22 protein-coding genes and 1 pseudogene are annotated in these 22,356 nt (G+C 58.1%); 10 read left to right on the forward strand and 13 right to left on the reverse strand.

What is annotated here, in order from left to right:
- Window positions 1-49: 49 nt before the first annotated feature.
- The 7 genes and pseudogenes from RGU44_RS07570 to RGU44_RS07600 all read left to right on the forward strand — a co-directional run bounded on the left by RGU44_RS07570 (window position 50) and on the right by RGU44_RS07600 (window position 7,242).
- Window positions 50-982: a sugar ABC transporter permease gene (locus tag RGU44_RS07570; RefSeq protein WP_322179132.1), complete on the forward strand. Its 933-nt coding sequence runs from the start codon at window positions 50-52 to the stop codon at window positions 980-982.
- Between the two features lie 10 nt (window positions 983-992).
- Window positions 993-1,826 (forward strand): carbohydrate ABC transporter permease, encoded by an 834-nt coding sequence (locus tag RGU44_RS07575; RefSeq protein ID WP_322179131.1) that lies wholly within the window; start codon window positions 993-995, stop codon window positions 1,824-1,826.
- A 46-nt stretch (window positions 1,827-1,872) separates the two neighbouring features.
- Window positions 1,873-2,976 carry a sn-glycerol-3-phosphate ABC transporter ATP-binding protein UgpC gene (locus RGU44_RS07580; RefSeq protein WP_322179130.1) on the forward strand — a complete coding sequence of 368 codons (1,104 nt, stop codon included), beginning with the start codon at window positions 1,873-1,875 and terminating at the stop codon, window positions 2,974-2,976.
- An 18-nt stretch (window positions 2,977-2,994) separates the two neighbouring features.
- A complete protein-coding gene (locus RGU44_RS07585; RefSeq protein ID WP_322179129.1) occupies window positions 2,995-4,476 on the forward strand; it encodes a mannitol dehydrogenase family protein in 1,482 nt (493 codons plus the stop codon).
- A gap of 7 nt (window positions 4,477-4,483) precedes the next feature.
- Window positions 4,484-5,965 carry a xylulokinase gene (gene xylB, locus RGU44_RS07590; protein WP_322179128.1) on the forward strand — a complete coding sequence of 494 codons (1,482 nt, stop codon included), beginning with the start codon at window positions 4,484-4,486 and terminating at the stop codon, window positions 5,963-5,965.
- Window positions 5,966-5,980: 15 nt separating this feature from the next.
- Window positions 5,981-6,919: pseudogene (locus RGU44_RS07595) on the forward strand (carbohydrate kinase family protein).
- The gene (locus RGU44_RS07600; RefSeq protein ID WP_322179126.1) at window positions 6,916-7,242 is read left to right on the forward strand and encodes a chorismate mutase; all 327 of its coding nucleotides are present in this window, start codon (window positions 6,916-6,918) and stop codon (window positions 7,240-7,242) included. Before RGU44_RS07595 ends, RGU44_RS07600 begins: the two are co-directional and overlap by 4 nt.
- A 92-nt stretch (window positions 7,243-7,334) precedes the next feature.
- Here RGU44_RS07600 and RGU44_RS07605 read toward each other — a convergent pair whose 3' ends face one another.
- On the reverse strand, window positions 7,335-8,039 hold the full coding sequence (locus tag RGU44_RS07605; RefSeq protein ID WP_322179125.1) for a YebC/PmpR family DNA-binding transcriptional regulator: 705 nt from the start codon (window positions 8,037-8,039) through the stop codon (window positions 7,335-7,337).
- Window positions 8,040-8,338: 299 nt separating this feature from the next.
- Between RGU44_RS07605 and RGU44_RS07610 the strand changes: the two genes are divergently transcribed.
- Window positions 8,339-10,507, forward strand: coding sequence for a type VI secretion system Vgr family protein (locus RGU44_RS07610; RefSeq protein ID WP_322179124.1), 2,169 nt, complete (start codon window positions 8,339-8,341; stop codon window positions 10,505-10,507).
- Between the two features lie 15 nt (window positions 10,508-10,522).
- On the opposite strand, the gene RGU44_RS07615 is transcribed toward RGU44_RS07610, so the two are convergent.
- The 6 genes from RGU44_RS07615 to RGU44_RS07640 all read right to left on the reverse strand — a co-directional run bounded on the left by RGU44_RS07615 (window position 10,523) and on the right by RGU44_RS07640 (window position 17,360).
- Window positions 10,523-11,296 (reverse strand): enoyl-CoA hydratase, encoded by a 774-nt coding sequence (locus tag RGU44_RS07615; protein ID WP_322179123.1) that lies wholly within the window; start codon window positions 11,294-11,296, stop codon window positions 10,523-10,525.
- A 90-nt stretch (window positions 11,297-11,386) separates the two neighbouring features.
- Entirely contained in the window at window positions 11,387-12,514 is a 1,128-nt protein-coding gene (locus RGU44_RS07620; RefSeq protein WP_322179122.1) for an acyl-CoA dehydrogenase, read from the reverse strand.
- A gap of 21 nt (window positions 12,515-12,535) precedes the next feature.
- A complete protein-coding gene (locus RGU44_RS07625) occupies window positions 12,536-13,726 on the reverse strand; it encodes an acetyl-CoA C-acyltransferase (RefSeq protein WP_322179121.1) in 1,191 nt (396 codons plus the stop codon).
- 14 nt (window positions 13,727-13,740) lie between these two features.
- A complete protein-coding gene (locus RGU44_RS07630; protein WP_322179120.1) occupies window positions 13,741-14,508 on the reverse strand; it encodes an SDR family NAD(P)-dependent oxidoreductase in 768 nt (255 codons plus the stop codon).
- A gap of 13 nt (window positions 14,509-14,521) precedes the next feature.
- Complete coding sequence (locus RGU44_RS07635; protein WP_322179119.1) at window positions 14,522-16,186, reverse strand: AMP-binding protein; 1,665 nt, start codon at window positions 16,184-16,186, stop codon at window positions 14,522-14,524.
- A gap of 163 nt (window positions 16,187-16,349) precedes the next feature.
- Complete coding sequence (locus tag RGU44_RS07640; RefSeq protein ID WP_322216514.1) at window positions 16,350-17,360, reverse strand: AraC family transcriptional regulator; 1,011 nt, start codon at window positions 17,358-17,360, stop codon at window positions 16,350-16,352.
- Between the two features lie 235 nt (window positions 17,361-17,595).
- Between RGU44_RS07640 and RGU44_RS07645 the strand changes: the two genes are divergently transcribed.
- Window positions 17,596-18,075 carry an LEA type 2 family protein gene (locus RGU44_RS07645; RefSeq protein WP_322179117.1) on the forward strand — a complete coding sequence of 160 codons (480 nt, stop codon included), beginning with the start codon at window positions 17,596-17,598 and terminating at the stop codon, window positions 18,073-18,075.
- Window positions 18,076-18,214: 139 nt separating this feature from the next.
- Here RGU44_RS07645 and RGU44_RS07650 read toward each other — a convergent pair whose 3' ends face one another.
- Window positions 18,215-18,469, reverse strand: coding sequence for a hypothetical protein (locus RGU44_RS07650; protein ID WP_219059824.1), 255 nt, complete (start codon window positions 18,467-18,469; stop codon window positions 18,215-18,217).
- Between the two features lie 166 nt (window positions 18,470-18,635).
- Here RGU44_RS07650 and RGU44_RS07655 point away from each other — a divergent pair, with 166 nt between their 5' ends.
- The gene (locus RGU44_RS07655) at window positions 18,636-18,956 is read left to right on the forward strand and encodes a DUF883 family protein (protein WP_322179116.1); all 321 of its coding nucleotides are present in this window, start codon (window positions 18,636-18,638) and stop codon (window positions 18,954-18,956) included.
- 95 nt (window positions 18,957-19,051) lie between these two features.
- Here RGU44_RS07655 and RGU44_RS07660 read toward each other — a convergent pair whose 3' ends face one another.
- The 5 genes from RGU44_RS07660 to qhpC all read right to left on the reverse strand — a co-directional run bounded on the left by RGU44_RS07660 (window position 19,052) and on the right by qhpC (window position 22,355).
- Complete coding sequence (locus RGU44_RS07660) at window positions 19,052-19,546, reverse strand: hypothetical protein (RefSeq protein WP_322179115.1); 495 nt, start codon at window positions 19,544-19,546, stop codon at window positions 19,052-19,054.
- 93 nt (window positions 19,547-19,639) lie between these two features.
- Window positions 19,640-19,966, reverse strand: coding sequence for an SPOR domain-containing protein (locus RGU44_RS07665; RefSeq protein ID WP_407074639.1), 327 nt, complete (start codon window positions 19,964-19,966; stop codon window positions 19,640-19,642).
- 74 nt (window positions 19,967-20,040) lie between these two features.
- The gene (locus RGU44_RS07670; RefSeq protein ID WP_322216517.1) at window positions 20,041-20,715 is read right to left on the reverse strand and encodes a type 1 glutamine amidotransferase domain-containing protein; all 675 of its coding nucleotides are present in this window, start codon (window positions 20,713-20,715) and stop codon (window positions 20,041-20,043) included.
- A 164-nt stretch (window positions 20,716-20,879) separates the two neighbouring features.
- Window positions 20,880-21,998, reverse strand: coding sequence for a quinohemoprotein amine dehydrogenase subunit beta (gene peaD, locus RGU44_RS07675; protein WP_322179112.1), 1,119 nt, complete (start codon window positions 21,996-21,998; stop codon window positions 20,880-20,882).
- Between the two features lie 33 nt (window positions 21,999-22,031).
- Complete coding sequence (gene qhpC, locus RGU44_RS07680; protein ID WP_219059831.1) at window positions 22,032-22,355, reverse strand: quinohemoprotein amine dehydrogenase subunit gamma; 324 nt, start codon at window positions 22,353-22,355, stop codon at window positions 22,032-22,034.
- Window position 22,356: the final 1 nt, after the last annotated feature.

Here is a 22,356-nt window from a genome sequence, read left to right on the forward strand (position 1 = left end):
TCTGCCCCTCGACACCGTGTTCACGCTTGCGTCCAGGCTCGGAGTCATCATGAATACCTCAGCCGTTAACCCCCGTCTGGCTACGTCCAGCCAACAACCCAAGGCCAAACGCCGGAGGGTCAAACCCGGCTGGTTTCTGGTCAGCCCTTCCATACTGCTGTTGCTGGTGTGGATGATTGTGCCGCTGGGCATGACGATCTACTTCTCGCTGATTCGCTACAGTCTGCTGAATCCCGGCGAGAACGAATTCGTCGGTCTGGAAAACTTCACCTACTTCATCACTGACAGTGGCTTCATCCCCGGCGCCACCAACACCTTATTGCTGGTGGGCAGTGTGCTGGCGATCAGCGTGATTCTCGGCGTCCTGATTTCAGCCCTGCTGGAAGCCAGCGAATTTTTCGGTCGAGGCATCGTCCGGGTGTTGTTGATTTCGCCGTTCTTCATCATGCCAACGGTCAGCGCGCTGATCTGGAAGAACCTGATTTTCCATCCGGTTTCCGGAATTCTGGCCGCTGTATGGAAATTTTTCGGCGCGCAGCCGGTGGACTGGCTCGCCCACTTCCCGCTGCTGTCGATCATCATCATCGTATCGTGGCAATGGCTGCCCTTCGCCATCCTGATCCTGATGACGGCCATGCAATCGCTTGATCAGGAGCAGAAAGAGGCTGCGCGCCTGGACGGCGCCGGTCCCTTGGCGATTTTCTGGTACCTGACGCTGCCGCATCTGGCCCGGCCCATTGCCGTGGTCATCATGATCGAAACGATTTTCCTGTTGTCGGTGTTCGCCGAGATTTTCACCACCACCAACGGCGGTCCGGGCTATGCCTCGACCAACCTGGCGTACCTGATCTATAACCAGGCCTTGCTGCAGTTCGATGTCGGCATGGCGTCGGCTGGCGGCTTGATTGCCGTGGTGATCGCCAACATTGCCGCAATCATCCTGATTCGGATGATTGGCAAAAACCTCACCGATAAGTCATGAGGGCCTTATCATGATGACGCTCAAACAATCCCGTCGCGTGCAGAGCCTGGTGCTCGGCACCTTGTCATGGGCCATAGCGGCGCTGGTGTTCTTCCCTATCTTCTGGATGGTGCTGACCAGCTTCAAGACCGAAATCGACGCTTTCGCCACGCCACCTCAGTTCATCTTCAGCCCGACGCTGGAGAACTACCTGCACATCGAGGAACGCAGCGGCTATTTCCATTTTGCCTGGAACTCGGTGCTCATCTCCTTCAGCGCCACGGCCCTGTGCCTGCTGATCGCCATACCGGCGGCCTATTCCATGGCTTTCTTCGAGACCAAACGCACAAAAGGCACCTTATTGTGGATGCTCTCGACCAAGATGTTGCCACCGGTGGGCGTGCTGATGCCGATCTACTTGCTGGCCAAAACCTTCGGTCTGCTGGACACCCGATTCGCCCTGATCATTATCTATACCCTGATCAACCTACCCATTGTTGTATGGATGATCTACACCTACTTCAAGGATATCCCGCCGGACATTCTCGAAGCCGCGCGACTGGACGGAGCCACGACCTTGCAAGAGATCTTCCGGGTGCTAGTACCCATCTGCAAAGGTGGCCTGGCGTCCACAGCCCTGCTGTCACTGATCCTGTGCTGGAACGAGGCGTTCTGGTCGCTGAACCTGACTTCGTCCAATGCCGCGCCATTGACAGCCCTGATCGCCTCCTACTCAAGCCCGGAAGGCTTGTTCTGGGCCAAGCTCTCGGCAGTCTCGACCCTGGCCTGCGCGCCGATTCTGATCTTCGGCTGGATCAGCCAAAAACAACTGGTACGCGGCCTGTCTTTTGGCGCCGTCAAATAGTCTTTCTACCTTTCTAGAATAAAAACAGAACAGAACGGAGGTCACCATGGCTAACCTGAGTATCAGAAACCTGCAAAAAGGCTTCGACGGCCACGCCATCATCAAGGGCATCGATCTGGACGTTCGCGACCGTGAATTCGTGGTTTTCGTCGGTCCCTCCGGCTGCGGCAAATCCACGCTATTGCGGCTGATCGCCGGGCTTGAAGAAGTCACTGCCGGTACCATCGAGCTTGATGGGCGAGACATCACCCAGGTCAGCCCGGCCAAGCGCGACCTGGCCATGGTATTTCAGACCTACGCCCTGTATCCGCATATGACCGTGCGCAAGAACATGTCGTTCGCCCTCGATCTGGCCGGTGGCAACAAAGCCGATATCGAGCGCAAAGTCAGCGAAGCGGCGCGCATCCTGCAACTGGAACCGCTGCTGGAGCGTAAACCCAAACAGCTTTCCGGCGGTCAGCGCCAGCGCGTGGCCATCGGCCGGGCAATTGTGCGCAACCCAAAAATATTCCTGTTCGATGAGCCCCTCTCCAACCTCGACGCAGCGTTGCGCGTTCAAACACGCCTGGAGCTGTCACGCCTGCATAAAGAGCTGAAGGCGACAATGATCTACGTGACCCACGATCAGGTCGAGGCCATGACCCTGGCCGACAAGGTCGTGGTCCTCAACGGTGGTAAGGTTGAACAAATCGGCTCGCCGCTGGAGCTGTACCACCATCCAGCCAACCTGTTCGTTGCAGGCTTTCTGGGCACACCGAAAATGGGCTTTCTCAAGGGCACCGTCAGCCGTGCCGACAGCCGTGGCTGCGAAGTCACCCTGGACGCTGGCACCACAATCAACCTGCCATTGGCCGGCGCCAGCGTGAGTGTCGGCAGCGCGGTAACCCTTGGCATACGCCCGGAACACTTGAACATCGCCAGGGAAGGAGACTGCCAGATGCAGGTAATCGCCGACGTCAGCGAGCGCTTGGGCAGCGACACGTATTGTCATGTGCGCACTTCATCAGGTGAAGCCTTGACCCTGCGTATCCGCGGAGATCTGGCCAGCCAGCATGGCGAGAGTCTGAACCTGCACCTGGACAGCACCCACTGCCATTTGTTCGACGCTCAGGGCCTGGTGATCACCAGCGCTTTACAGGCCGCCGCTTAAACATTCGAGACCACCCTCATGAAACTGAACAAGCAGAACCTTTCACAGCTCCCCGCCACCGTCGCTCGCCCGCTCTACAGCCCGGCCGACACTCGCCAGGGGATCGCCCACATCGGTGTTGGTGGTTTTCACCGCGCACATCAGGCGTTCTACACCGACGCGCTGATGAACCTCGGCGAAGACCTCGACTGGAGTATCTGCGGGATTGGCCTGCGCCCGGAAGATCGCGCAGTACGTGACGCCCTAGCCGAGCAAGACTACCTCTACACGCTCTGTGAACTCGGCGATACCGACGACACTGAAACCCGCATTATCGGTTCCATCAGCAACATGTTACTGGCTGAAGATGGCGTGCAGGCGTTGATCGACAAGTTGGCCAGCCCTGAGATTCGGATCGTTTCACTGACGATCACCGAAGGTGGCTACTGCATCGACGACAGCAACGGCCAATTCATGGCGCACTTGCCGCAGATTCAACATGATCTTGCGTACCCGACTTCGCCGAAGACCGTGTTCGGCCTGCTCTGCGCGGCCCTGGCAACACGCCGCGCGAACGCCCTTCCAGCCTTCACCGTAATGTCTTGCGATAACCTGCCACATAACGGCAGCGTCGCACGCAAGGCGTTGCTGGCTTTCGCTGCCCTGCGCGATGCCGATCTGCACGACTGGATTGCCGCCAACGTCAGCTTCCCCAACGCAATGGTCGACCGCATCACCCCCATGACCACCACCGCTCAGCGACTCCAGTTGCACGATGAATACGGTGTCGATGATGCCTGGCCGGTGGTCTGCGAACCGTTTGTGCAATGGGTGCTGGAGGATAACTTCGTCAGCGGCCGCCCAGCCTGGGAAAAGGTCGGTGTGCAGTTCACCAACAACGTGACGCCCTACGAAGAGATGAAAATCAAGTTGCTCAACGGCAGTCATCTGGCACTGACCTATCTGGGCTTTTTGCAGGGCTATCGCTTCGTCCACGAGACCATGAACGATCCGCTGTACGTGCAATTCGTACGCGCCTACATGGACCTGGATGTCACGCCACAATTGGCTTCGGTGCCCGGGATCGACCTGGAAGGCTACAAGGACACCTTGATCGAGCGCTTCTCCAATCAGGCGATTGCCGATCAGTTGGCACGGGTTTGCTCCGACGGCTCATCGAAGTTTCCCAAGTTCACCGTGCCGACCATCAACCGCCTGATTCTTGATAAAGGCAACCTCGACCGTGCGTCTCTGGTGGTGGCGGCCTGGGCCATATACCTCAAGGGAGTGGATGAAGCCGGCAACACGTATCCCATCGTCGACCCCAGGACAGAATTCTGTCAGGCCTTGGTCGTCGACGATGTCTTGATCACTCAGCGTTTGCTCGAGGTTGTAGAAATCTTTGGCACAGCAATTCCACGGTCCGCCGAGTTCGTCGCCGCGTTCGAACATAACCTCAACAGCTTGCGTGAACTGGGCGTCCGCAAGACCCTGGAAAATCTGCTGGCCAAATCCGTCTGAGGTGAGCATGTTTCTCGGTATTGATTGCGGAACCCAAGGCACCAAGGCCATTGTGCTTGATGCAGTAAGCGGCAACGTGCTTGGCCAAGGCGCCGCGCCGCACCGTCTGATCAGTGCGGCCAATGGTCGGCGCGAGCAGGATGTGCAGCAATGGCTCGCGGCGTTCGAACAGGCCACCCGTGATGCGCTCGCGGAGGCCGGCATCAGCGGCTCACAGATCCAGGCAATCAGTGTTTCCGGGCAGCAACACGGCCTGGTTCTACTGGATCAACAGGGCGAAGTGTTACGCCCGGCCAAACTGTGGTGCGACACCGAATCCACCCCGGAAAACAATCGACTACTGGACTATCTCGGCGGAGAAGCCGGCTCTCTCGCGCGCCTCGGTGTTGCCATTGCACCGGGTTACACGGTCTCAAAGCTGCTGTGGACCCTGGAGCACTATCCTGAGTTTTCCGTACGCATCGACAAGATATTGCTGCCCCATGACTACCTCAACTACTGGCTGACCGGACGTTGTTGCAGCGAATTCGGCGACGCCTCCGGCACTGGTTATTTCAACGTGCGCACCCGTAGTTGGGACGTGGCGCTACTCGAACATATCGACCCCAGTGGCCGCTTGAGCCGCGCCTTGCCTCAGCTGATCGACGCGCAGCAAGCCGTGGGCACGATTCGTCCGCAAATCGCCCAACTACTCGGGCTAAACCCAGACGCTATTGTCGCCAGTGGTGGTGGCGATAACATGATGGGCGCCATCGGCACCGGCAATATCCAACCCGGCTCGATCACCATGAGTCTGGGCTCCTCGGGCACTGTCTACGCCTATGCGGACCAGCCACAGGTCAGCGACCAAGCCTCGGTGGCGACCTTCTGTTCTTCCTCCGGTGGTTGGTTGCCATTGATTTGCACCATGAACCTGACCAATGCCACCAGCGCCATTCGCGAACTGTTTTCCTTGGACATCGACAGCTTCAACCGCGCGATAGCCCAAGCGCCGATCGGTGCCGAAGGGGTGCTGATGCTGCCCTTCCTCAATGGCGAACGTGTACCCGCCCTGCCCCATGCCACCGGCAGTATTCTGGGGCTCAACAGCACCAACCTGAGCCAGGCCAACCTGTGCCGTGCAGTGGTCGAAGGCACCACCTTTGGTTTGCGCTACGGCCTGGACCTGCTGCGCGCCAATGGCATCAAGAGTGAGACGGTCCGCTTGATCGGCGGCGGCGCTAAAAGCGCGATCTGGAGGCAAATCGTCGCGGATGTCATGGACACCCCGGTTATCTGCACCGAACACAGTGAAGCCGCAGCACTCGGCGCGGCCATTCAGGCAGCATGGTGCTGGTCCGCAGAAAACGGACAAAGTCAGAGCTTGCAGGCATTGTGTCAGCGCTGCGTGGGCCTCGACGCGAGCAGCGAAACCCGACCAATCCCCGAGAATGTCATTGCTTATCAGCAGGTCTACGACCGCTATCGTCATTATTTACGGGCACTTTAAGGCCGTGGAGCATCTATGTTTTTAGTCTGTGGCGAAGCGCTGTTCGATTTTTTCAGCCAGCCAGACAACAACGGGCAAAGCAACAAAGTGGGCTTTCAGGCCATTGCCGGTGGCTCGCCATTCAACGTCGCGGTGGGCCTGCGCCGCCTGGGCGTTGATACGGCTTTTTTTGCAGGGATTTCCACCGATTATCTGGGCCGTCGGCTACGCACAGTACTCGACGAGGAAGGTGTGCAACCCGACTATCTGATCGACTTCGACGCCCCCACCACCTTGGCGATGGTTGCCGTGGGCGCCGACGGCTCGCCGCACTAAAGCTTTCGCGGTGAAGGGTGCGCGGACCGGCAATTGCAAGTTCAGCACCTACCAGCGCTGGATGAGCGCGTGCGCGGTATTCACATCGGTTCGTTCTCGCTGGTGGTGCAACCCATTGCCGACACGCTGTTGGCGCTGATCGAACGTGAAAGCAACCAGCGTCTGATCACACTTGACCCCAACGTGCGCCTCAATCCTGAACCCGATATCGAGCGCTGGCGAGAACAGATCAGCGCCTTTGCCGAGCATGCCCACATCATCAAGGTCAGCGATGAAGACCTGAACCTGCTTTACCCGGATCGCGACCCACACAGCATTGCCCAGAGCTGGTTGATCAAACGTTGCCAACTGGTCTTCCTCACCCGAGGCAGCAAAGGCGCCAGCGTCTTCACTCGCCAGCATGGAAACTGGTCGGTACCCGCCCATGAAGTCGTCACTGCCGATACCGTGGGCGCAGGCGACACGTTCCAGGCCGCACTGATCACCTTTCTCAGCGAACGGCAACTTGATAGCCCAAGCGGACTGGAACAGCTGTCCAGAGCGCTTATCGACGCAATGCTCAACTTCGCCGTCGCTGCGGCGGCGCTGACCTGCACCAAGGTCGGCCCGGATTTACCTTATCGAGATCAATTAACATGAATGAGCAAGCCCCCAGCGGGATTGTCGACTGCGAAAGCATCGATCAGGTACGCGAAAACATTGATCAGATTGATCGCGACATCGTCGCGCTTTTGGCCAAGCGCGGGACCTATGTAGAACAGGCGGCCCATTTCAAGAAAACCACCGATGACGTAAAAGCCCCGCAAAGGGTCGAGCAGGTCATCGCCAAGGTGGTTTCGCTATCCGTGGAGCTGGGCGCCAACCCGGCAGTGACCGAGCAAGTTTACAGGGCGATGATTAGCGCGTTTATCCATCAGGAACTGATAGCACACGCGGTGATTCAGGAACCGACCTCGCGCTAAGCTCGGGCGGAGGACACAGACAAGCTTGCTCACCGCTGTGCCGGGAGCAGGCTTGCCTGAAGAGAGTGTCTCAGGCAAACCGATTCAACGGGTTAGCCTGCCAACCCTACATACACATTCTGCACATCGTCATGGCCATCGATGGCTTCAAGAAACGCTTCGACTTCCGCCATTTGCTCGTCGCTCAGGCCATCAACGGTGCTTTTTGGGCGATAACCCAACTGTGCGGACTGCACGACAAAGCCGAACTCAGGCAGCGCCTTGCAAACGGCATCCAGATCGGTCAGCTCGGTGAGGAACAGGGTGGCGCCGTCTTCTCCGGGTTCGAAATCCTGAGCACCTGCCTCGATGGCCGCTAACTCGGCATCCGCATCCGGCGTGGCAGGAACAGCCTCGATCAGGCCCTGATGATTGAAGTCCCAGGAAACAGAACCGGCGGCCCCCAGTTGCCCTTTACGGAACAACACGCGGATTTCCGAGACCGTACGGTTGATGTTGTCCGTCAGGCACTCGATGATCACCGGGACATGGTGCGGCGCAAAACCTTCGTAGGTCAGACGCTCGAACGTCACGCCTTCACCCAGCAAGCCAGCACCTTTTTTGATAGCGCGCTCGAGGGTTTCGCGAGGCATCGAGGCCTTTTTCGCCTGCTCGACAACCAGTCGCAGGCGCGGGTTCATGTCAGGATCAGCGCCAGCACGCGCAGCGATCATGATTTCCTTGGACAGCTTGCCAAAAATCCGCCCTTTAGCGTTGGATGCTGCTTCTTTATGCTTGACCTTCCACTGTGCGCCCATGCTTGTTCTCTTGATCCGTGACTGTTTACTGCCCCTCTCTGTCAGCAGGCAGCTGACAGCTGAGGCGGCATAACGCTGAAAAATGAAGGGTATTTTATACGCGATAACGCCAGATGAAACCCCCGCAATCGAGTCATTGATCGAACGAGCTTGATCCTGGACAGGAAAACACGGGCTTGCACCTGTAAGACCGATACTTGAGTTGTAGTCCTTTTCCGAAAAATGGCTTAACGATGACTTTCGTTGCCGGCATTCCGTACCCTCTGCACCCTTGATGCTTTAAGACCGAGGATGCGCGGATGAGCCGAGACAATAGAACCCTGACGACCCTGACCATCGCCCATTGCGAGCTGGCGCTACAGGTCATCAGTTTCAAGGGCCACGAAGCCTTGAATGAACCCTATCGTTTCGACATTGACCTGATCAGCCCAAACCCGCACCTGGACTTCGGCCCACTGCTCTCACGCAGCGCCTATCTGTCCTTCGACGCACTGAACAATAGCGTCGACAACAAAGGTATTCATGGGCTGATCGCTGGCGCCAGCCTGCTCTACGCGGGTACCAGTTTGAGCCATTACCGCGTTCATCTGGCGCCCAGGATGCACGTGCTGCTGCAGCGCAGTCATCGGCGAATTTTTCAGGCATTGAGCGCGCCGCAGATCATCGTTCAACTCCTTGAAGAACATGGCATCGACGGTGACAGCTATCGCTTCGAGCACATGATAGGCCTGTATCCGCCACGGTCGATATGTGTTCAATACGACGAAAACGACCTGCATCTGCTGCAACGCTTGTGCGAAGAGGAAGGCATCCACTACCGCTTCGAACACCGCCATAGCGACCACGTGCTGATTTTTTCCGATGATCCGGGCAGCTTTCCCGAACAGCCAACGCCGATCCGGTTCCATATGAACGACGGCCGCGCTGCGTGCCCGGCGACGATAAGCCATATGGCCAAACGTTTTTCCATTCCACCCAGCTACAGCAGCCAGGGCCCTGCCCCCATCGATCAACCCTTAATAATGCCGGGAGACAACATCAGTTTTGCGCCAGCCAGTGACCCTGCCGTCAATCAGCCTTGCGAGTCCTTTCGCCGTGTCGATCAATCGACCCCTGAAGACGCCCGAATAAGGCAACTGAGCGAGCGCACACTGGAGCGCTTGCGTTGCGAAAGACGCCTGGTACACGGTCAAAGTAATCAACCCACGCTGGTCAGTGGCCAGATTCAGCAGGTGTTTGCTCACCCCGACAACCTGTTCAATGATCAGTGGCTACTGACTGAAGTCCACCATGCGGGCAAACAACTGCAGCTGCTGAACGGCTTCGACCCGCTCGATATCGCTGCGATATTCGATCATGACCCGGCCTCTGACAGGAAATGGTGGGAAGCCACGGATCATCCTCCCGGGGTTATGCCGGGTGCCGGGATCGCGCCCTTCAGTCAAGGCTATCGCAACCACTTTCGGGCTATCCCCTGGACCCAGACTTTTCGGCCGCAGCTCAAACACTGCAAACCGCATATTCCTGGTGGGCAGACGGTCACGTTGGTCGGCGTTGATGAGCACCCTGTTCAGCGCGATGAACACGGCCAGATTCAGGTCAGGTTTCACTGGCATGCCGACATCAGATGTTGGGTGCCACTGGCCAGTCACGGCAAACCGAATGACAGCAACTTGTCTGAATTAACCGGGGGTTCGCACATGCAGGTGCGTTATTTCGACAACGACCCGGATCGGCCAGTAATCTGCGGCCACCCGGCAGAAGCCACCGATACGCAGGTGCAACCAACGCGGATCCGAGTTGACGGTCACCCTCTGGAACCGGTGTCAGAACGCATTCATTTAAGTGCTGGCCAGACACTGCACGCTGATGCCGGCCATACGCTGATGCTTGACACCCATCAAACCCGAATTGTGCTGCAACGTGAGAGTATCCAGGTGACAGGCCCACAAAGCCTCTCCAGGGGTTCGGATCAAGCCCTTGAACGGTTTCAGGACGCGCCGATCCCGGGCACCGCTGTGTGTCGCGAAGACCGGTCGCCCTACGGACAACCTTCACTGCCTGGCCTCGACCTGCGCCTGACCGAGGAGCCAGGCCTGCTTGGGCAACCCTTGGCACATCGAATCTGGTACATCGTGCGCATGGACGCTCCCAGCCTGAAGAATCTGGCACGCCTGGCGCCGCAGCATTTTCTATTCGACGGCAAGACCGATCACCGAGGGTTTCTAGGCCTGGACCAGGAACAACTTCAGCAGTTGGCTGTGGAGTACAGAAAAACCCCACAACGGCTGTGCCTGGTGCACCCCGGCTCCTGCCAGTTGCTGTCGCAGTACTTCCAGCAGAACTGGACATCGCAGCAGCTTCTAGCTTTCAGCAGCCCAAAAGCCACCGCGGAGCCTGCGCCACCCTCGCCAGCATCTGCAGCCGCCGACTTGAGTGCCCTGTTCCAATGGTTGAGCCGGCCTTAGCCGCACAGAGGGCGATTAACGCCCCTCGAACAGAGGCTCACGTTTTTCGATGAATGCCGCCATGCCTTCTTTCTGATCCTGTGTAGCGAAGGCCGCATGGAATACCCGGCGCTCGAAACGGATGCCTTCAGACAGACTGACTTCAAAGGCACGGTTGACGCTTTCCTTGACCATCATCGCAACAGGCAAGGATTTGGCGGCGATTTCAGCGGCCACTTTCAGCGCTTCGTCCAGCAGGTCATCGACCGGCAATACTCGCGCTACCAGCCCCGAGCGCTCGGCTTCCACGGCATCGATCAGACGCCCGCTGAGGCACATTTCCATTGCCTTGGCCTTGCCCACGGCGCGCGTCAGACGTTGAGTACCGCCCATGCCCGGCAGAACGCCCAGCTTAATCTCCGGCTGGCCGAATTTCGCATTATCGCCCGCCAAAATGAAATCGCACATCAGCGCCAGCTCACAGCCGCCGCCTAACGCAAAACCAGCTACGGCCGCGATCATCGGTTTACGTCGACTGGCGACACGGTCGCTGTCCGAAAACAGGTCATCCAGGTAAATCTGCGGGTAGGTCAGCTCAACCATTTCCTTGATATCAGCGCCAGCGGCGAAGGCTTTTTTCGAGCCTGTCAGCACAATACAGCCGATATCGCGATTGGCGTCCAACACGTCCAGCGCCTGGTTCAATTCACTGACCAACTGCGCATTAAGGGCGTTCAACGCCTGCGGACGGTTCAGGGTGATCAATCCGACGCGACCTCGGATTTCCATTAAAATAGTTTCATAACCCATTGATATCTATCCTTAATTTTATAAATGAAAGGAAATGTCACATTACACAAAACACATCAACATTCGAATGCAACTACCTGAAAAATAACACTAAAGACTTCTAGAGATAACCATTCTCTGAATGTCACTGGTGCCTTCATAAATCTGACAGACACGGACGTCGCGGTAAATACGTTCTAGCGGGAAATCACTGAGGTAACCATAGCCACCCAGTGTTTGCAGCGCGCTGGAGCACACTTTTTCGGCCATTTCCGAGGCGAACAACTTGGCCATGGAGGCTTCAACCAGCGCCGGTTTGCCACTGTCACGCAGGGCTGCTGCGTAATGCACCATTTGCCGTGCAACGGCGATTGAAGTCGCCATGTCAGCCAGCCGGAACGCCACGGCCTGGTGTTCGATCAGTGACTTGCCAAAACTTTCACGCTCCTTGGCGTAATCACGCGCGACTTCAAATGCGGCACGAGCCATGCCAACCGATTGCGATGCGATGCCGACGCGCCCGCCCTCAAGGTTCGCCAGCGCGATTTTGTAGCCTTCACCTTCTTCGCCCAGACGCTGTTCGACCGGGACCTTAACGTCTTCAAACAGAATCTGGCAGGTGTCAGAGGCGTGCTGACCGAGCTTGTCCTCGACCCTCGCGACCTTATAACCGGGCGAGTCGGTCGGCACGATAAAGGCGCTGATCCCACGTTTCCCCGCACTGGGGTCGGTCACGGCGAACACGATCACCACCCCCGCGTTTTGCCCGGAGGTGATGAACTGCTTGCAGCCGTTGAGCACGTAATGATCGCCTTCACGCCGGGCGCGGGTGCGCAGGCTGCTGGCGTCGGAACCGGCCTGAGGCTCAGTCAGGGCAAAGGCTCCGAGCATGGCACCGCTGGCCAAAGGCCGAAGAAAGCGCTCTTTCTGCTGATCGTTACCGAATTTGAGAATCGGCACGCAGCCCACCGAATTGTGCACGCTCATGATGGTCGAGCAGGCGCCATCGCCGGCCGCGATCTCTTCCAGAGCCATGGCATAAGCCAGATAGCCCGTATCGCAGCCACCCCATTGTTCGGGCACCAGCATGCCGAAGAAACCCAGCTCAGCCATCTCGCCGATGGCCTGGCGCGGAAACGAATGCTCGCGATCCCATTGCGCGGCGAACGGCCTGAGGCGCTCCTGGGCGAACTGACGGGCCGCGTCGCTGATCTGCTGTTGTTCTTCTGTGGGTAGCATGACTTTTCCTCGTTAACCGTCTCAGTACAGGCATTCGACCGCAATGGCTGTCGCTTCACCGCCGCCGATACACACGGCGGCTACGCCACGGTGCAGGCCTTTTTGGCGCAGGGCCGACAGCAGCGTCACCAGAATCCGCGCCCCCGAGGCGCCAATTGGATGACCCAGGGCGCAGGCGCCACCATGGACGTTCACTTTGCTGTGGGGCAGTTCCAGCGTGCTCATGGTCACCAGCGCGACCACCGCGAACGCTTCATTGACTTCGAACAGGTCCACTTCGTCCAGCGACCAACCGGTCTTGCCCATCAGTTTTTTGATCGCGCCCACTGGCGCAGTCGGGAACAACCCAGGCTCGTCAGCGAAAGCTGCATGGCCACGGATCACCGCCAGCGGCTTGAGCCCACGTGCCAGTGCTTCTGATTGACGCATCAGCATCAGCGCCGCAGCACCGTCGGAGATCGAGCTGGAGTTGGCCGCCGTCACCGTGCCGCCTTCGCGGAATGCCGGTTTCAAGGTAGGGATCTTGTCCAGACGGGCCTTGGGCGGTTGCTCATCGTCGCTGATCAGCCGTTGCTCCTTACCCACCGTGACCTGCACCGGGACGATTTCGGCTGCAAAACTGCCGCTGCTGATCGCGTGTTGCGCCCGTTTCAGGGAATTAATGGCAAAGTCGTCCTGCGCTTCGCGGCTAAAACCATTGGTTTCGGCGCAGTCCTCGGCGAAGGTGCCCATTAGCCGGCCCTTGTCGTAGGCATCTTCGAGGCCATCAAGGAACATATGGTCGATCACCCGGCCATGACCCATGCGATAACCGCTACGCGCCCGGTCCAGCAGATACGGTGAGTTGGACATGCTTTCCATACCGCCAGCGACCACGACTTTCGCGCTGCCGGCGAGCAGCAGGTCATGGGCCAGAATCGTCGCCTGCATGCCCGAACCGCACATTTTGTTCAGCGTGGTGCACACCGTCGACGTGCTCAGCCCGGCGCCCAATGCCGCTTGCCGGGCAGGCGCCTGCCCCAGCCCTGCCGAGAGCACACAGCCGAACAGCACTTCTTCCACATCCTGCGGCGCAACAGCGGCGCGTTCGACAGCGGCACGAATGGCTGCAGCGCCCAATTGTGGCGCGGTCAGGCTTTTAAATTCGCCCTGGAAGGCACCCATTGGGGTGCGCACGGCACTGACGATTACAATCGGATCTTGAATGGTCATTACTAACTCCTCAGCTACTTGGCTGCCATACGCAAGGCACCGTCGAGACGGATCACCTCGCCATTGAGCATGCTGTTTTCAATAATATGCCGAACCAGCGCAGCGAACTCTTCGGGCTTGCCCAGACGCGGTGGAAACGGCACACCCGCCGCCAGCGAATCACGCACTTGCGGAGTCATGCCAGCCATCATCGGTGTTTCGAAAATACCGGGGGCGATGGTCATCACGCGGATACCGAAACGCGCCAGTTCGCGGGCGGCAGGCAAGGTCAGGCTGACGATGGCGCCTTTGGACGCCGCATAAGCGGCCTGGCCGATCTGCCCGTCGTAGGCGGCCGCCGACGCAGTATTGATGATGACCCCGCGTTCGCCACCCTCGCCCGCCTCAGTCTCAGCGATGGCCGCCGCCGCCAAGCGCAGCAGATTAAAGCTGCCGATCAAGTTGACGCCGATCACCCGACTGAAACTGTCCAGCCCATGCGGGCCATTCTTGCCGAGGATTTTTTCAGCGCCGACCACGCCGGCGCAATTGACCAGCCCGTGCAGCCCACCAAAGGCTTCCACCGCCGCATGAACGGCCGCTTGTGCAGGGGCTTCCTGGCTGACATCGGCGACTGACCAACGCGCCTGTGCGCCAAGCTTTTCAGCCTGAGCAGCAACGGCCTCTGCATTCATGTCCACCAACATAACCTTCGCACCCGCCGCGACCAGCATCTGCGCGGTGGCTGCACCGAGGCCAGAGGCGCCGCCACTGACCAGAAACACCTTGTCTTGGATCTGCATAAAATTCCTTGAATCACGCGGTATGAGGGGCGGCTTGATCAGCCTGGGCTTTGGCGATTTCCTGATTGCGCAAAATAAAGCGCTGGAGCTTGCCACTCGGGGTTTTAGGCAGCTCGCTGACGAACTCGATTTCCCGTGGATAGGCATGCGCGGCCAGACGCTGGCGTACATACAGGCGAAGCTCTTCGGCCAATTGCGGATCGGCGCGGTAGTGCTGAGTCAGCACAACAAAGGCTTTCACCAGTTCGGTACGCTCCGGATCCGGCTTGCCGATGACCGCCGCCTCCATCACGGCTGGATGCTCAATCAGCGCGCTTTCAACATCGAAAGGTCCCACCCGGTAGCCGGAGGTCGTGATCACATCATCACTGCGGCCGACGAAGCTGATGCTGCCATCATCGTTCAACTCTACGGTGTCGCCGCTCAAGTAGTACTTGCCAACGAAAGCGCTGGTTTTCATGCCCTTGTAACCGTCGAACCAGCACAGCGGCGATTGCTCGCGATCCACAGCGAGAATCCCTGGTTGCCCGGCGGGCAGCTCTTCAGCGTCTTCGCCCAACACCACAATCCGATGCCCCGGCACCGCAAAGCCTGCCGAGCCCATTCTTACCGGGTGTTCCAGGCCGTGATGGTTGCACAGCACCATGCCCAGCTCGGTCTGCCCATAATGGTCATGAATGGTGACGTCGAGGTTTTCGGCAAACCAGCGGATCACTTCAGGATTGAGCGGTTCCCCGGCGCTGCTCACCACGCGCAATTGGCCCTTGATCGGTTTAGCGAACTCGGCACCGGCGCTGATCAACAGACGAAACGCAGTGGGTGAACCCGCGAGGTTGGTAATCCCGTATTTACGGATGATCTGGCAGGTGCTTTGGACCGTGAACGGACCATCATAGAAGGTCGTCGGATGACCCAACGCCAACGGACCGATGACTGCGTAATAGAGGCCATAAGCCCAGCCTGGGTCGGCCACGTTCCAGAATGCATCTTCCGGGCGCAGGTCGATGGCATCGCGCATGTACCCCTGAAACGCAACAATTGCCCGCAAGGGTACCGCCAGCGGTTTCGCCGGGCCGGTAGTGCCAGAGGTGCACATCAGCAGGAATGGTGCATCCGCGGGCAGAATCACCGGCTCGCACGCCGCAGGATGGCACTCCACTTCGGCCCAGAAACTGAAATCACCCCGTACGATACCCTCCCCCTTGGCGCCACCCACGGTGACGATCAACGGGCAATTCGGCACGTCCGTCAGTTTGTGACGGTTATCGCCGTCAGTGACCACCAGCGCCGCGCCCGAGCAGTGCAGGCGATGTTCGATGGCTTTGGGACCAAAGGCCGTGAACATCGGCTGATACACGGCACCGACCCGCCAGGTGCCCAACACCACGATCAGCAACTCGACCGTGCGCGGCAATAAGCCGGCGACGGTATCGCCAGGCTTTACGCCCTGGGCCTTGAGGAAGTTGGCGAAACGCCCGGCTTTTTCCTGTAATTCCATGAAGGTATACGTCGCGCTGGCACCCTGGCGACCTTCCCAGAACAACGCGATGCGCCCAGGCAAGGCATGACGATCACAGCACTCAACGCAGGCATTGAGCCCCGTCAACTCGCCCTGGAGCGTGGCATTGCAGGTAGTTTGATAATCAAATGTGTTGGCAGCGTGTGTGTATTCGCGCATTTCATCCTCGGTCTTTTATTCTTGGAACCGTAAGAAAAGTCGCAAGAATAATCACCCCGAGGACGAACGCGGGCAATGGTCAAAGCTATCAAGTTGAGTGACTGGTTTGGCCAATGTGAATCGCTTGACTCAGACGCCTGACACCCGCGCTCACAGCCCCTGCTCACACGCCCAGGATCAAACTCCGATAATGCCCTGGGTTCGAACCTGACCATTTGCGGAACGCCTTGTAGAACGAACTGGTGTCCGCGAAGCCCAGACGCTCGGCGATGTCGGCGAAGCTGACCTCGGCGTCGGCCAGCCAGACAATCGCCAGTTCCTTGCGCACACTGTCTTTAATCGCTTGATAGGTCTGACCCTCTTCAGCCAAGCGCCGACGCAGGGTCGATGCCGACATGCACAATGTCTGGGCCAAGGCCTCGGTTTCCGGCCAGTGCTCGGCGGGCAGCAGGCGCAAGTCGTTTTTGATCCGACTGGCGAAGCTTTCCGGGTCGCGGTATTTCACTAGGATATTGGCCGGGGCGCGGGCCAAAAATCGCTTGAGCTCCTCGGCACTGCGTTTAATCGGCAGGTCCAGGCAGTCAGCTGCGAAAATCATCCGAGTCCTGGGCCGGTCAAAGCGCAGGTTTTCGGAAAACATCACGTTGTAATCTTCACAGAAGTCCGGCTCCGCGCATCGCAGTTCGATGGCCAGTATCGGAATCCGTCGCCCCGCCAGCCAGCAGGCGACGCCGTGGACGATCATCCAGTAAGTGAAATACGTAAACGCCCGCTTCGGTGGCCCGTCGAACTCATCTAGGACAATTTCCGCAAGGCTCTGCTGACGCACCAATCCCGCCTGCAAGTCCTCCAGCATCAAGGATAGAAAGCTCAAGCCCGATTCAAGCCCCGCTGCCACCGTCAACTGAGCCATGGACGAACGGCACAGGAACTCAAGACTGCCCGACCTCAGACGCCGTGGGTCCATGCCAAAAAACTCATCGTCCAGACGCCGCGCCAGCAAGCGCCACAACCGTGCATACGCCGTCGCCGGTACCCGTGCATTGGCTTGTCCAAGCAAAGCGGGTGCAATCCCCACCTTGCTCAACACCTCGGCAGTGGCTGCCCCTGGCGCACAACTCTGCAACAGTGCTTCGCGCACCAGTTGCATAGAGATGGTGTCTTTTTCCGACATGAATGATTGCCTGTCCTTGCGAGCCGTCCCTGGACACTCTGGGGTGTTTACGGCTTTATTGCCGGCCATCTTAGGGGCCGACGCACAAAAAGCCAGCTCAAGGTGTTTCAGGGCTCGGAACCACCAGCGTAAAACGAACCTCTGGCCCCTTACGCGGTCGCACAGTTGAACCCTCAAGCTGCAAAGAACGAGTTCAACGACTTGCTATTGTGCCTTGCTAACTGGAGCGTCACTGATGCCGTCACGCCTGATCCGCGCCCTGCTCACTTCGCTGTTGATTCTGACTATGAGCGCCTGCGCGCTATTCCCTCACCGCGACCCGCTAAACATAAACGTAGTCGGCATTGAACCGCTGCAAGGTCAGGATTTGGAACTACGCTTTGCGGTCAAACTTCGTCTGCAAAACCCTAACGAAGAGGTGATCAATTACAGCGGTGTCGCCCTGGAGCTAGACATCAACGGCAGACAGCTGGCCTCAGGCGTCAGCGATCAGCAAGGCTCCCTACCCGGCTTCTCCGAGACCGTGCTGGTGGTGCCCGTCAGTGTGTCGGCCTTCGCTGCACTGCGCCAGGCACTGGGGCTGACACAAACCCAGAGCCTGGACAACCTGCCTTACGTGCTCCACGGCAAGCTGGCAGGTGGCCTGTTCGGGACCATGCGCTTCAGCGACAGTGGCACCCTGAGCCTGCCTCAATCGGTCTACGGCAACTGGTGATTACTCATTAATGAAGCGCACGCCAGCCTTGATGCGCGCGAAAGAGCTCGGCTGGTGCGCCAGCGCCTTGCTTGACCCCGCAGTCATCAAGGTCAGGGACGCAATCGCCGAGCTATTTTGAGGCTGCCTCAGCCGATCTCTACTTGGCGGCCGCCATCAAACGGTTTATTTCGCTGCGCACCATGTTGGCGTATTCAGGCGGGGACATGCCGTCGAGTTCCGAACGAACCCATTCGGCCCATTTACCCTTGCGCTTGGATTTTTCACCCACCAGTCGGCCAGCATCGCCTTTGGCCTTGCCCAAGTTGTTTTGCCAGAGATCGAACAGTCTGGATTTTTCATCTTCAAGCGCTGCGCGCTCAGCGACGGGCCGGTTGGCCAGGTTGAAGCTCATACAGATCACCTGTGGCTAAAAATCGACTGTATCTTACACTGCTGTGGGAAGTTTCTGACCCGGTAATGTTTGTCCACTTAGCCGATGAACGCGAAAAAGACTGCAACTTTTCCACCCGCCGGAGACTCCATTGCTCACTGTTGTCATCAATTGAAAGGAAGAAACCATGGCCCGTAAAACCGCCGAGCAAAACACCGCCGAGCAAATCAAGGATCAGGCATTCAGTGAGCTGCAGGCGCTGATAGAAGAATCAGACAAATTGCTCAAGGACAGCGCAACGCTGGTAGGCGACGACGCTGAAACACTGCGTGCACAGCTGAGCCTGAAGCTTAAACAAGCCCTGCATTCAGTCTCCAACGTGCGTGAACGCACCAAACCCGTGGTCGACGCCACCGAACACTACATCGGTGGTCACCCATGGCAGACCGTCGCCCTCTCTGCCGGGCTGGGCCTGGTAGTGGGCTTACTGCTTGGGCGTCGCTCTTGATCTGAAACCAGGTGCAAAGCCCGCTTGATGGGAGACTCTGCCCCATCGTCCTACGCAGCGCGATCGCGTTGCGTAGAGGGCAGCACCCATTTGCATTAAGCCGGGTGCTGAGGGACCAGCGTCTGCAGCTGTCTGGCAAAGCCATCCGCTGTGAACGGAAGGGTTTCCGATTCCTTCACGCCGATGCGTTTGTTCATCATCCACTGTTCCGCAGGCGGGGTGAGGGTCAGGGAAATCTGTTCCTGAGCATGCACACTGAGGCCGCTCGCGGCAATCGAGACCTGGCCTTTGGGGCCCATGGCATCGGGTACAAATACCACCTGACGGGACGCAAATGACAGCGTCATACGTTGCGTGCGGAATGGCGAATTCTCATCCGGATAACCCTTGCTTTGCGCAAGGTGCGGCTCGTATTCGAACACCATCTGCCCGCTGTTTTTGAGGGGGGCCATCCAGCCTTCAATCTGTTCGTACAGCTTGAGAATGCTCGATTCCCAATGTGCCAGATCAGCGTGGAACTGCTGATGCTTGTGTTCTTCATTGCGTTGATTGGCGCTCAACAACTCGCCTAACCGCTGTACTTCGTCCATAAAACCCCTCCATTATTTATCAGTACATCGAACCGAGGGTGATAACACACCCCCGTGCAGGGTGTCGCGCTGCACCTGCTGCCGTCCACAGGCTCACTGCGGATGGTCAACCACTGAAGCCGCGTAGCTCATCTTCATTGCCAGTTGGGCGCGTTTTTCTTCGGCTTCCGCTCTTGAGTTAAACGGCCCCAGCAGTACTCGCTCCTTGCCGTCCCGGACCGCGACAAAAGAAGGAAACCCGTGCTCGATGAGCCTGTCTGTCAGGTCGCTGACCGCTTTGGGTTCTGCCACCAGAACATCCCACTGTGGCACGGCGACCTGCGCGACGGCAGGTGCCTGCACCTTGGCTGGCTTATCCGGCTCGCCTGCACCGCATCCCGCCAACATCAAAACCGCAACCATTATGGACAATCTGCGCACAGCCATTTCCCCGCGTGTGAAGTACCGGGAAGTTTAACACTGCCGGGCGCGGAGCTGCCGGAGGCTTAACACCGTCAAACCAGAAGCTTCAACAACGCCTTTGCCGCAGCACTTGAAGACGCCGGGTTTTGGCCAGTCACCAACAAGCCGTCGGTGATCGCCAGAACTTGCCAGTCCGGGACTTTTTCATAATGACCACCGAGGCGCTTGAGTTCATCTTCTACCAGGAACGGCACGACGTGGGTAAGACCGACAGCCGCCTCCTCGCTGTTGCTGAACCCTGCTACGCGCTTGCCTTTGACAATCGACTCGCCATTGACCTTCGCGTGGCGAAGTACACCCGGCGCGTGACAGACCGAACCGACTGGCTTACCGGCACTGTAGAACGCCTCGATCAAGGCGATGGACTTCGGATCTTCGGCAAGGTCCCACAAGGGGCCATGACCACCCGGATAGAAGATTGCGTCAAAACCACTGGCCTGCACATCGGCCAGCTTGACTGTGCTGGCCAGTACCTGCTGCGCAGCCGAATCTTTTTTGAAGCGCTCAGTCGTTTCGGTCTGACCGTCCGGGGCGTCACTTTTCGGGTCCAGAGGGGGCCGACCGCCTTTGGGGGACGCCACTGTGACCGTTGCACCTGCATCTAAAAAAACGTAGTACGGCGCAACAAACTCCTCAAGCCAGAAACCGGTTTTTTCGCCCGTATCGCCGAGTTTGTCATGGGACGTAAGCACCATCAGAATCTTCATATCGAGTGTCTCCTGCCAGTTTTCAATCAGTGTAGGTGGGAGTACAGGCATGCCCCTTAGGTTCCGGGGCATTTCACAGTGCACACTTTAATCCGATTAGAGACGAAAAAACCGCAGCCTTTTCCGGACTGCGGTTTTTTGAGTGGCGCTTGATCAGAGAGCGTTTAGCGAATGAATATCTGCGCAGTGGTAATTGCCATGTCTCCCCCGGGCAATTTGATTTTCCCCAAGGGTTTCAGGCTGTCGGCATCGAAGATCGCCACATCATTGAAGGTGCCGGCCAGGTAGATCTTGCTGCCCGCCTTGTTGAAGGAAATGCAGTAGTAGGAGTGATCCAGACTGGCTGCTGTGACCAGCTTTTTCTGCTTGATGTCGTACTTGGCCAACCGGTTGAGCACGCCGTACATCAGGTTCGGATCTTTGGGCGAGCGCATGCCGCTGAAGTAGATCTCGGTCAAAGGGCCAAAGTCCGTGGTTTCAGTCTTGCCGGTTTTCAGGTCAACGCTGAACAAGCCATAAAGCAGGTCGGCCGTGGCCGGGTCCTCTTTTTTGTCCTTGAACCTGGCAGTGGTGTAGAGCAGCGCAAAATCATGCCTGTAGGTCTGCTGGTTCCACACATACAACACGTCTGGCGGGCTGTACAACGGACGCGTCCAGTGCCGACTGGGGATCAACACGTCGAACTTGCCGGTTTTCACGTTGACCTTGTAGACATCCGCACCGGCCACATACAAAGTGCCGTCATCGCCACTCTGCATGATGGTCAGCTGGCGCGGGGCTGGAAAACTGCGTACCGGCTTAGCGTCCATGCCGGCATCGGTGGCGTAGATGTCCAGGCGCGGCTGCTGCACTTCATAGCGGTCTTTGAGCATCAATGTCGGGTTGGCAACGGTGTAAAGCTCCCTGCCATCGTGACTGACCGTGAACGCGAACATCGACCGCGCTTTCTCACCCGATTTCTGGGTGATGCTGGCATGAAAGACTTGCTTGCAGCTGTCCAGTTCAACGCCATAGACATCGGCATAGTGGTTATTCAGCACGTAGGCAATCTTGTGGTCCGGCGATAACTGAACGGTGCCCGGACCAAAGGCATCCGGCAACGTGCAGGTCTTGTACAGGGTGTCGGTCTGCAGGTCGATGACGTGCAGGTTGTTCGGGTAATTGGTCGTGACCATGTACTCATGGCCGGGATCGAGTGTCGGGTTCGTATCGGCAAGGGCCGATAATGAACAGGTGCCAAGGATGGCGAAAGCGGCAAGGCCGCAGGTGCCTGAGCGAAGCATGCTGATATCCCTCATGTTCATCTGTCCGATTTTTTATTTGTCGTCCGGGAACACTGTTCCAAGATTGCGCCAGCTGTCGTTGGAGGCTTGCGCATCCTTGTTCCAGTCGGGATAGGTACTCATCATGTCGGGCACCTGGGCAGGCCACCAACATGGATCGGAACAGCCATAGAGGTCTGCTTCCATGGGTTGGCAGAGCGACGACACCCCCCCAAATGCGTCGATTTCCCAGCCTGGGTCAGTGGTCGAGGCACAACCGGCGACCGAACTCATGGCCACCACTTCTTCGATGCGGTTCTCTGCCGCAGCCTGTTCAAGCTTCAGGGCTTTATTGTTGATTGCTTTGAGATGTTTCATA

The organism is Pseudomonas sp. 5C2, assembly GCF_034314155.1.
Classification (GTDB): Bacteria; Pseudomonadota; Gammaproteobacteria; order Pseudomonadales; family Pseudomonadaceae; genus Aquipseudomonas.

What these genes read in the sequence shown, in the direction of transcription:
- RGU44_RS07620 (WP_322179122.1), bottom strand. Translation starts at nt 12,514, where the DNA reads ATGCTACCCACAGAAGAACAACAGCAGATCAGCGACGCGGCCCGTCAG.
- RGU44_RS07645 (WP_322179117.1), top strand. Translation starts at nt 17,596, where the DNA reads ATGCCGTCACGCCTGATCCGCGCCCTGCTCACTTCGCTGTTGATTCTG.
- RGU44_RS07600 (WP_322179126.1), top strand. Translation starts at nt 6,916, where the DNA reads ATGAATGAGCAAGCCCCCAGCGGGATTGTCGACTGCGAAAGCATCGAT.
- RGU44_RS07635 (WP_322179119.1), bottom strand. Translation starts at nt 16,186, where the DNA reads ATGCGCGAATACACACACGCTGCCAACACATTTGATTATCAAACTACC.
- RGU44_RS07660 (WP_322179115.1), bottom strand. Translation starts at nt 19,546, where the DNA reads ATGGACGAAGTACAGCGGTTAGGCGAGTTGTTGAGCGCCAATCAACGC.
- RGU44_RS07580 (WP_322179130.1), top strand. Translation starts at nt 1,873, where the DNA reads ATGGCTAACCTGAGTATCAGAAACCTGCAAAAAGGCTTCGACGGCCAC.
- RGU44_RS07670 (WP_322216517.1), bottom strand. Translation starts at nt 20,715, where the DNA reads ATGAAGATTCTGATGGTGCTTACGTCCCATGACAAACTCGGCGATACG.
- RGU44_RS07570 (WP_322179132.1), top strand. Translation starts at nt 50, where the DNA reads ATGAATACCTCAGCCGTTAACCCCCGTCTGGCTACGTCCAGCCAACAA.
- peaD (WP_322179112.1), bottom strand. Translation starts at nt 21,998, where the DNA reads ATGCTTCGCTCAGGCACCTGCGGCCTTGCCGCTTTCGCCATCCTTGGC.
- RGU44_RS07655 (WP_322179116.1), top strand. Translation starts at nt 18,636, where the DNA reads ATGGCCCGTAAAACCGCCGAGCAAAACACCGCCGAGCAAATCAAGGAT.
- xylB (WP_322179128.1), top strand. Translation starts at nt 4,484, where the DNA reads ATGTTTCTCGGTATTGATTGCGGAACCCAAGGCACCAAGGCCATTGTG.
- RGU44_RS07575 (WP_322179131.1), top strand. Translation starts at nt 993, where the DNA reads ATGATGACGCTCAAACAATCCCGTCGCGTGCAGAGCCTGGTGCTCGGC.
- RGU44_RS07625 (WP_322179121.1), bottom strand. Translation starts at nt 13,726, where the DNA reads ATGACCATTCAAGATCCGATTGTAATCGTCAGTGCCGTGCGCACCCCA.
- RGU44_RS07585 (WP_322179129.1), top strand. Translation starts at nt 2,995, where the DNA reads ATGAAACTGAACAAGCAGAACCTTTCACAGCTCCCCGCCACCGTCGCT.
- qhpC (WP_219059831.1), bottom strand. Translation starts at nt 22,355, where the DNA reads ATGAAACATCTCAAAGCAATCAACAATAAAGCCCTGAAGCTTGAACAG.
- RGU44_RS07650 (WP_219059824.1), bottom strand. Translation starts at nt 18,469, where the DNA reads ATGAGCTTCAACCTGGCCAACCGGCCCGTCGCTGAGCGCGCAGCGCTT.
- RGU44_RS07640 (WP_322216514.1), bottom strand. Translation starts at nt 17,360, where the DNA reads ATGTCGGAAAAAGACACCATCTCTATGCAACTGGTGCGCGAAGCACTG.
- RGU44_RS07605 (WP_322179125.1), bottom strand. Translation starts at nt 8,039, where the DNA reads ATGGGCGCACAGTGGAAGGTCAAGCATAAAGAAGCAGCATCCAACGCT.
- RGU44_RS07610 (WP_322179124.1), top strand. Translation starts at nt 8,339, where the DNA reads ATGAGCCGAGACAATAGAACCCTGACGACCCTGACCATCGCCCATTGC.
- RGU44_RS07615 (WP_322179123.1), bottom strand. Translation starts at nt 11,296, where the DNA reads ATGGGTTATGAAACTATTTTAATGGAAATCCGAGGTCGCGTCGGATTG.
- RGU44_RS07630 (WP_322179120.1), bottom strand. Translation starts at nt 14,508, where the DNA reads ATGCAGATCCAAGACAAGGTGTTTCTGGTCAGTGGCGGCGCCTCTGGC.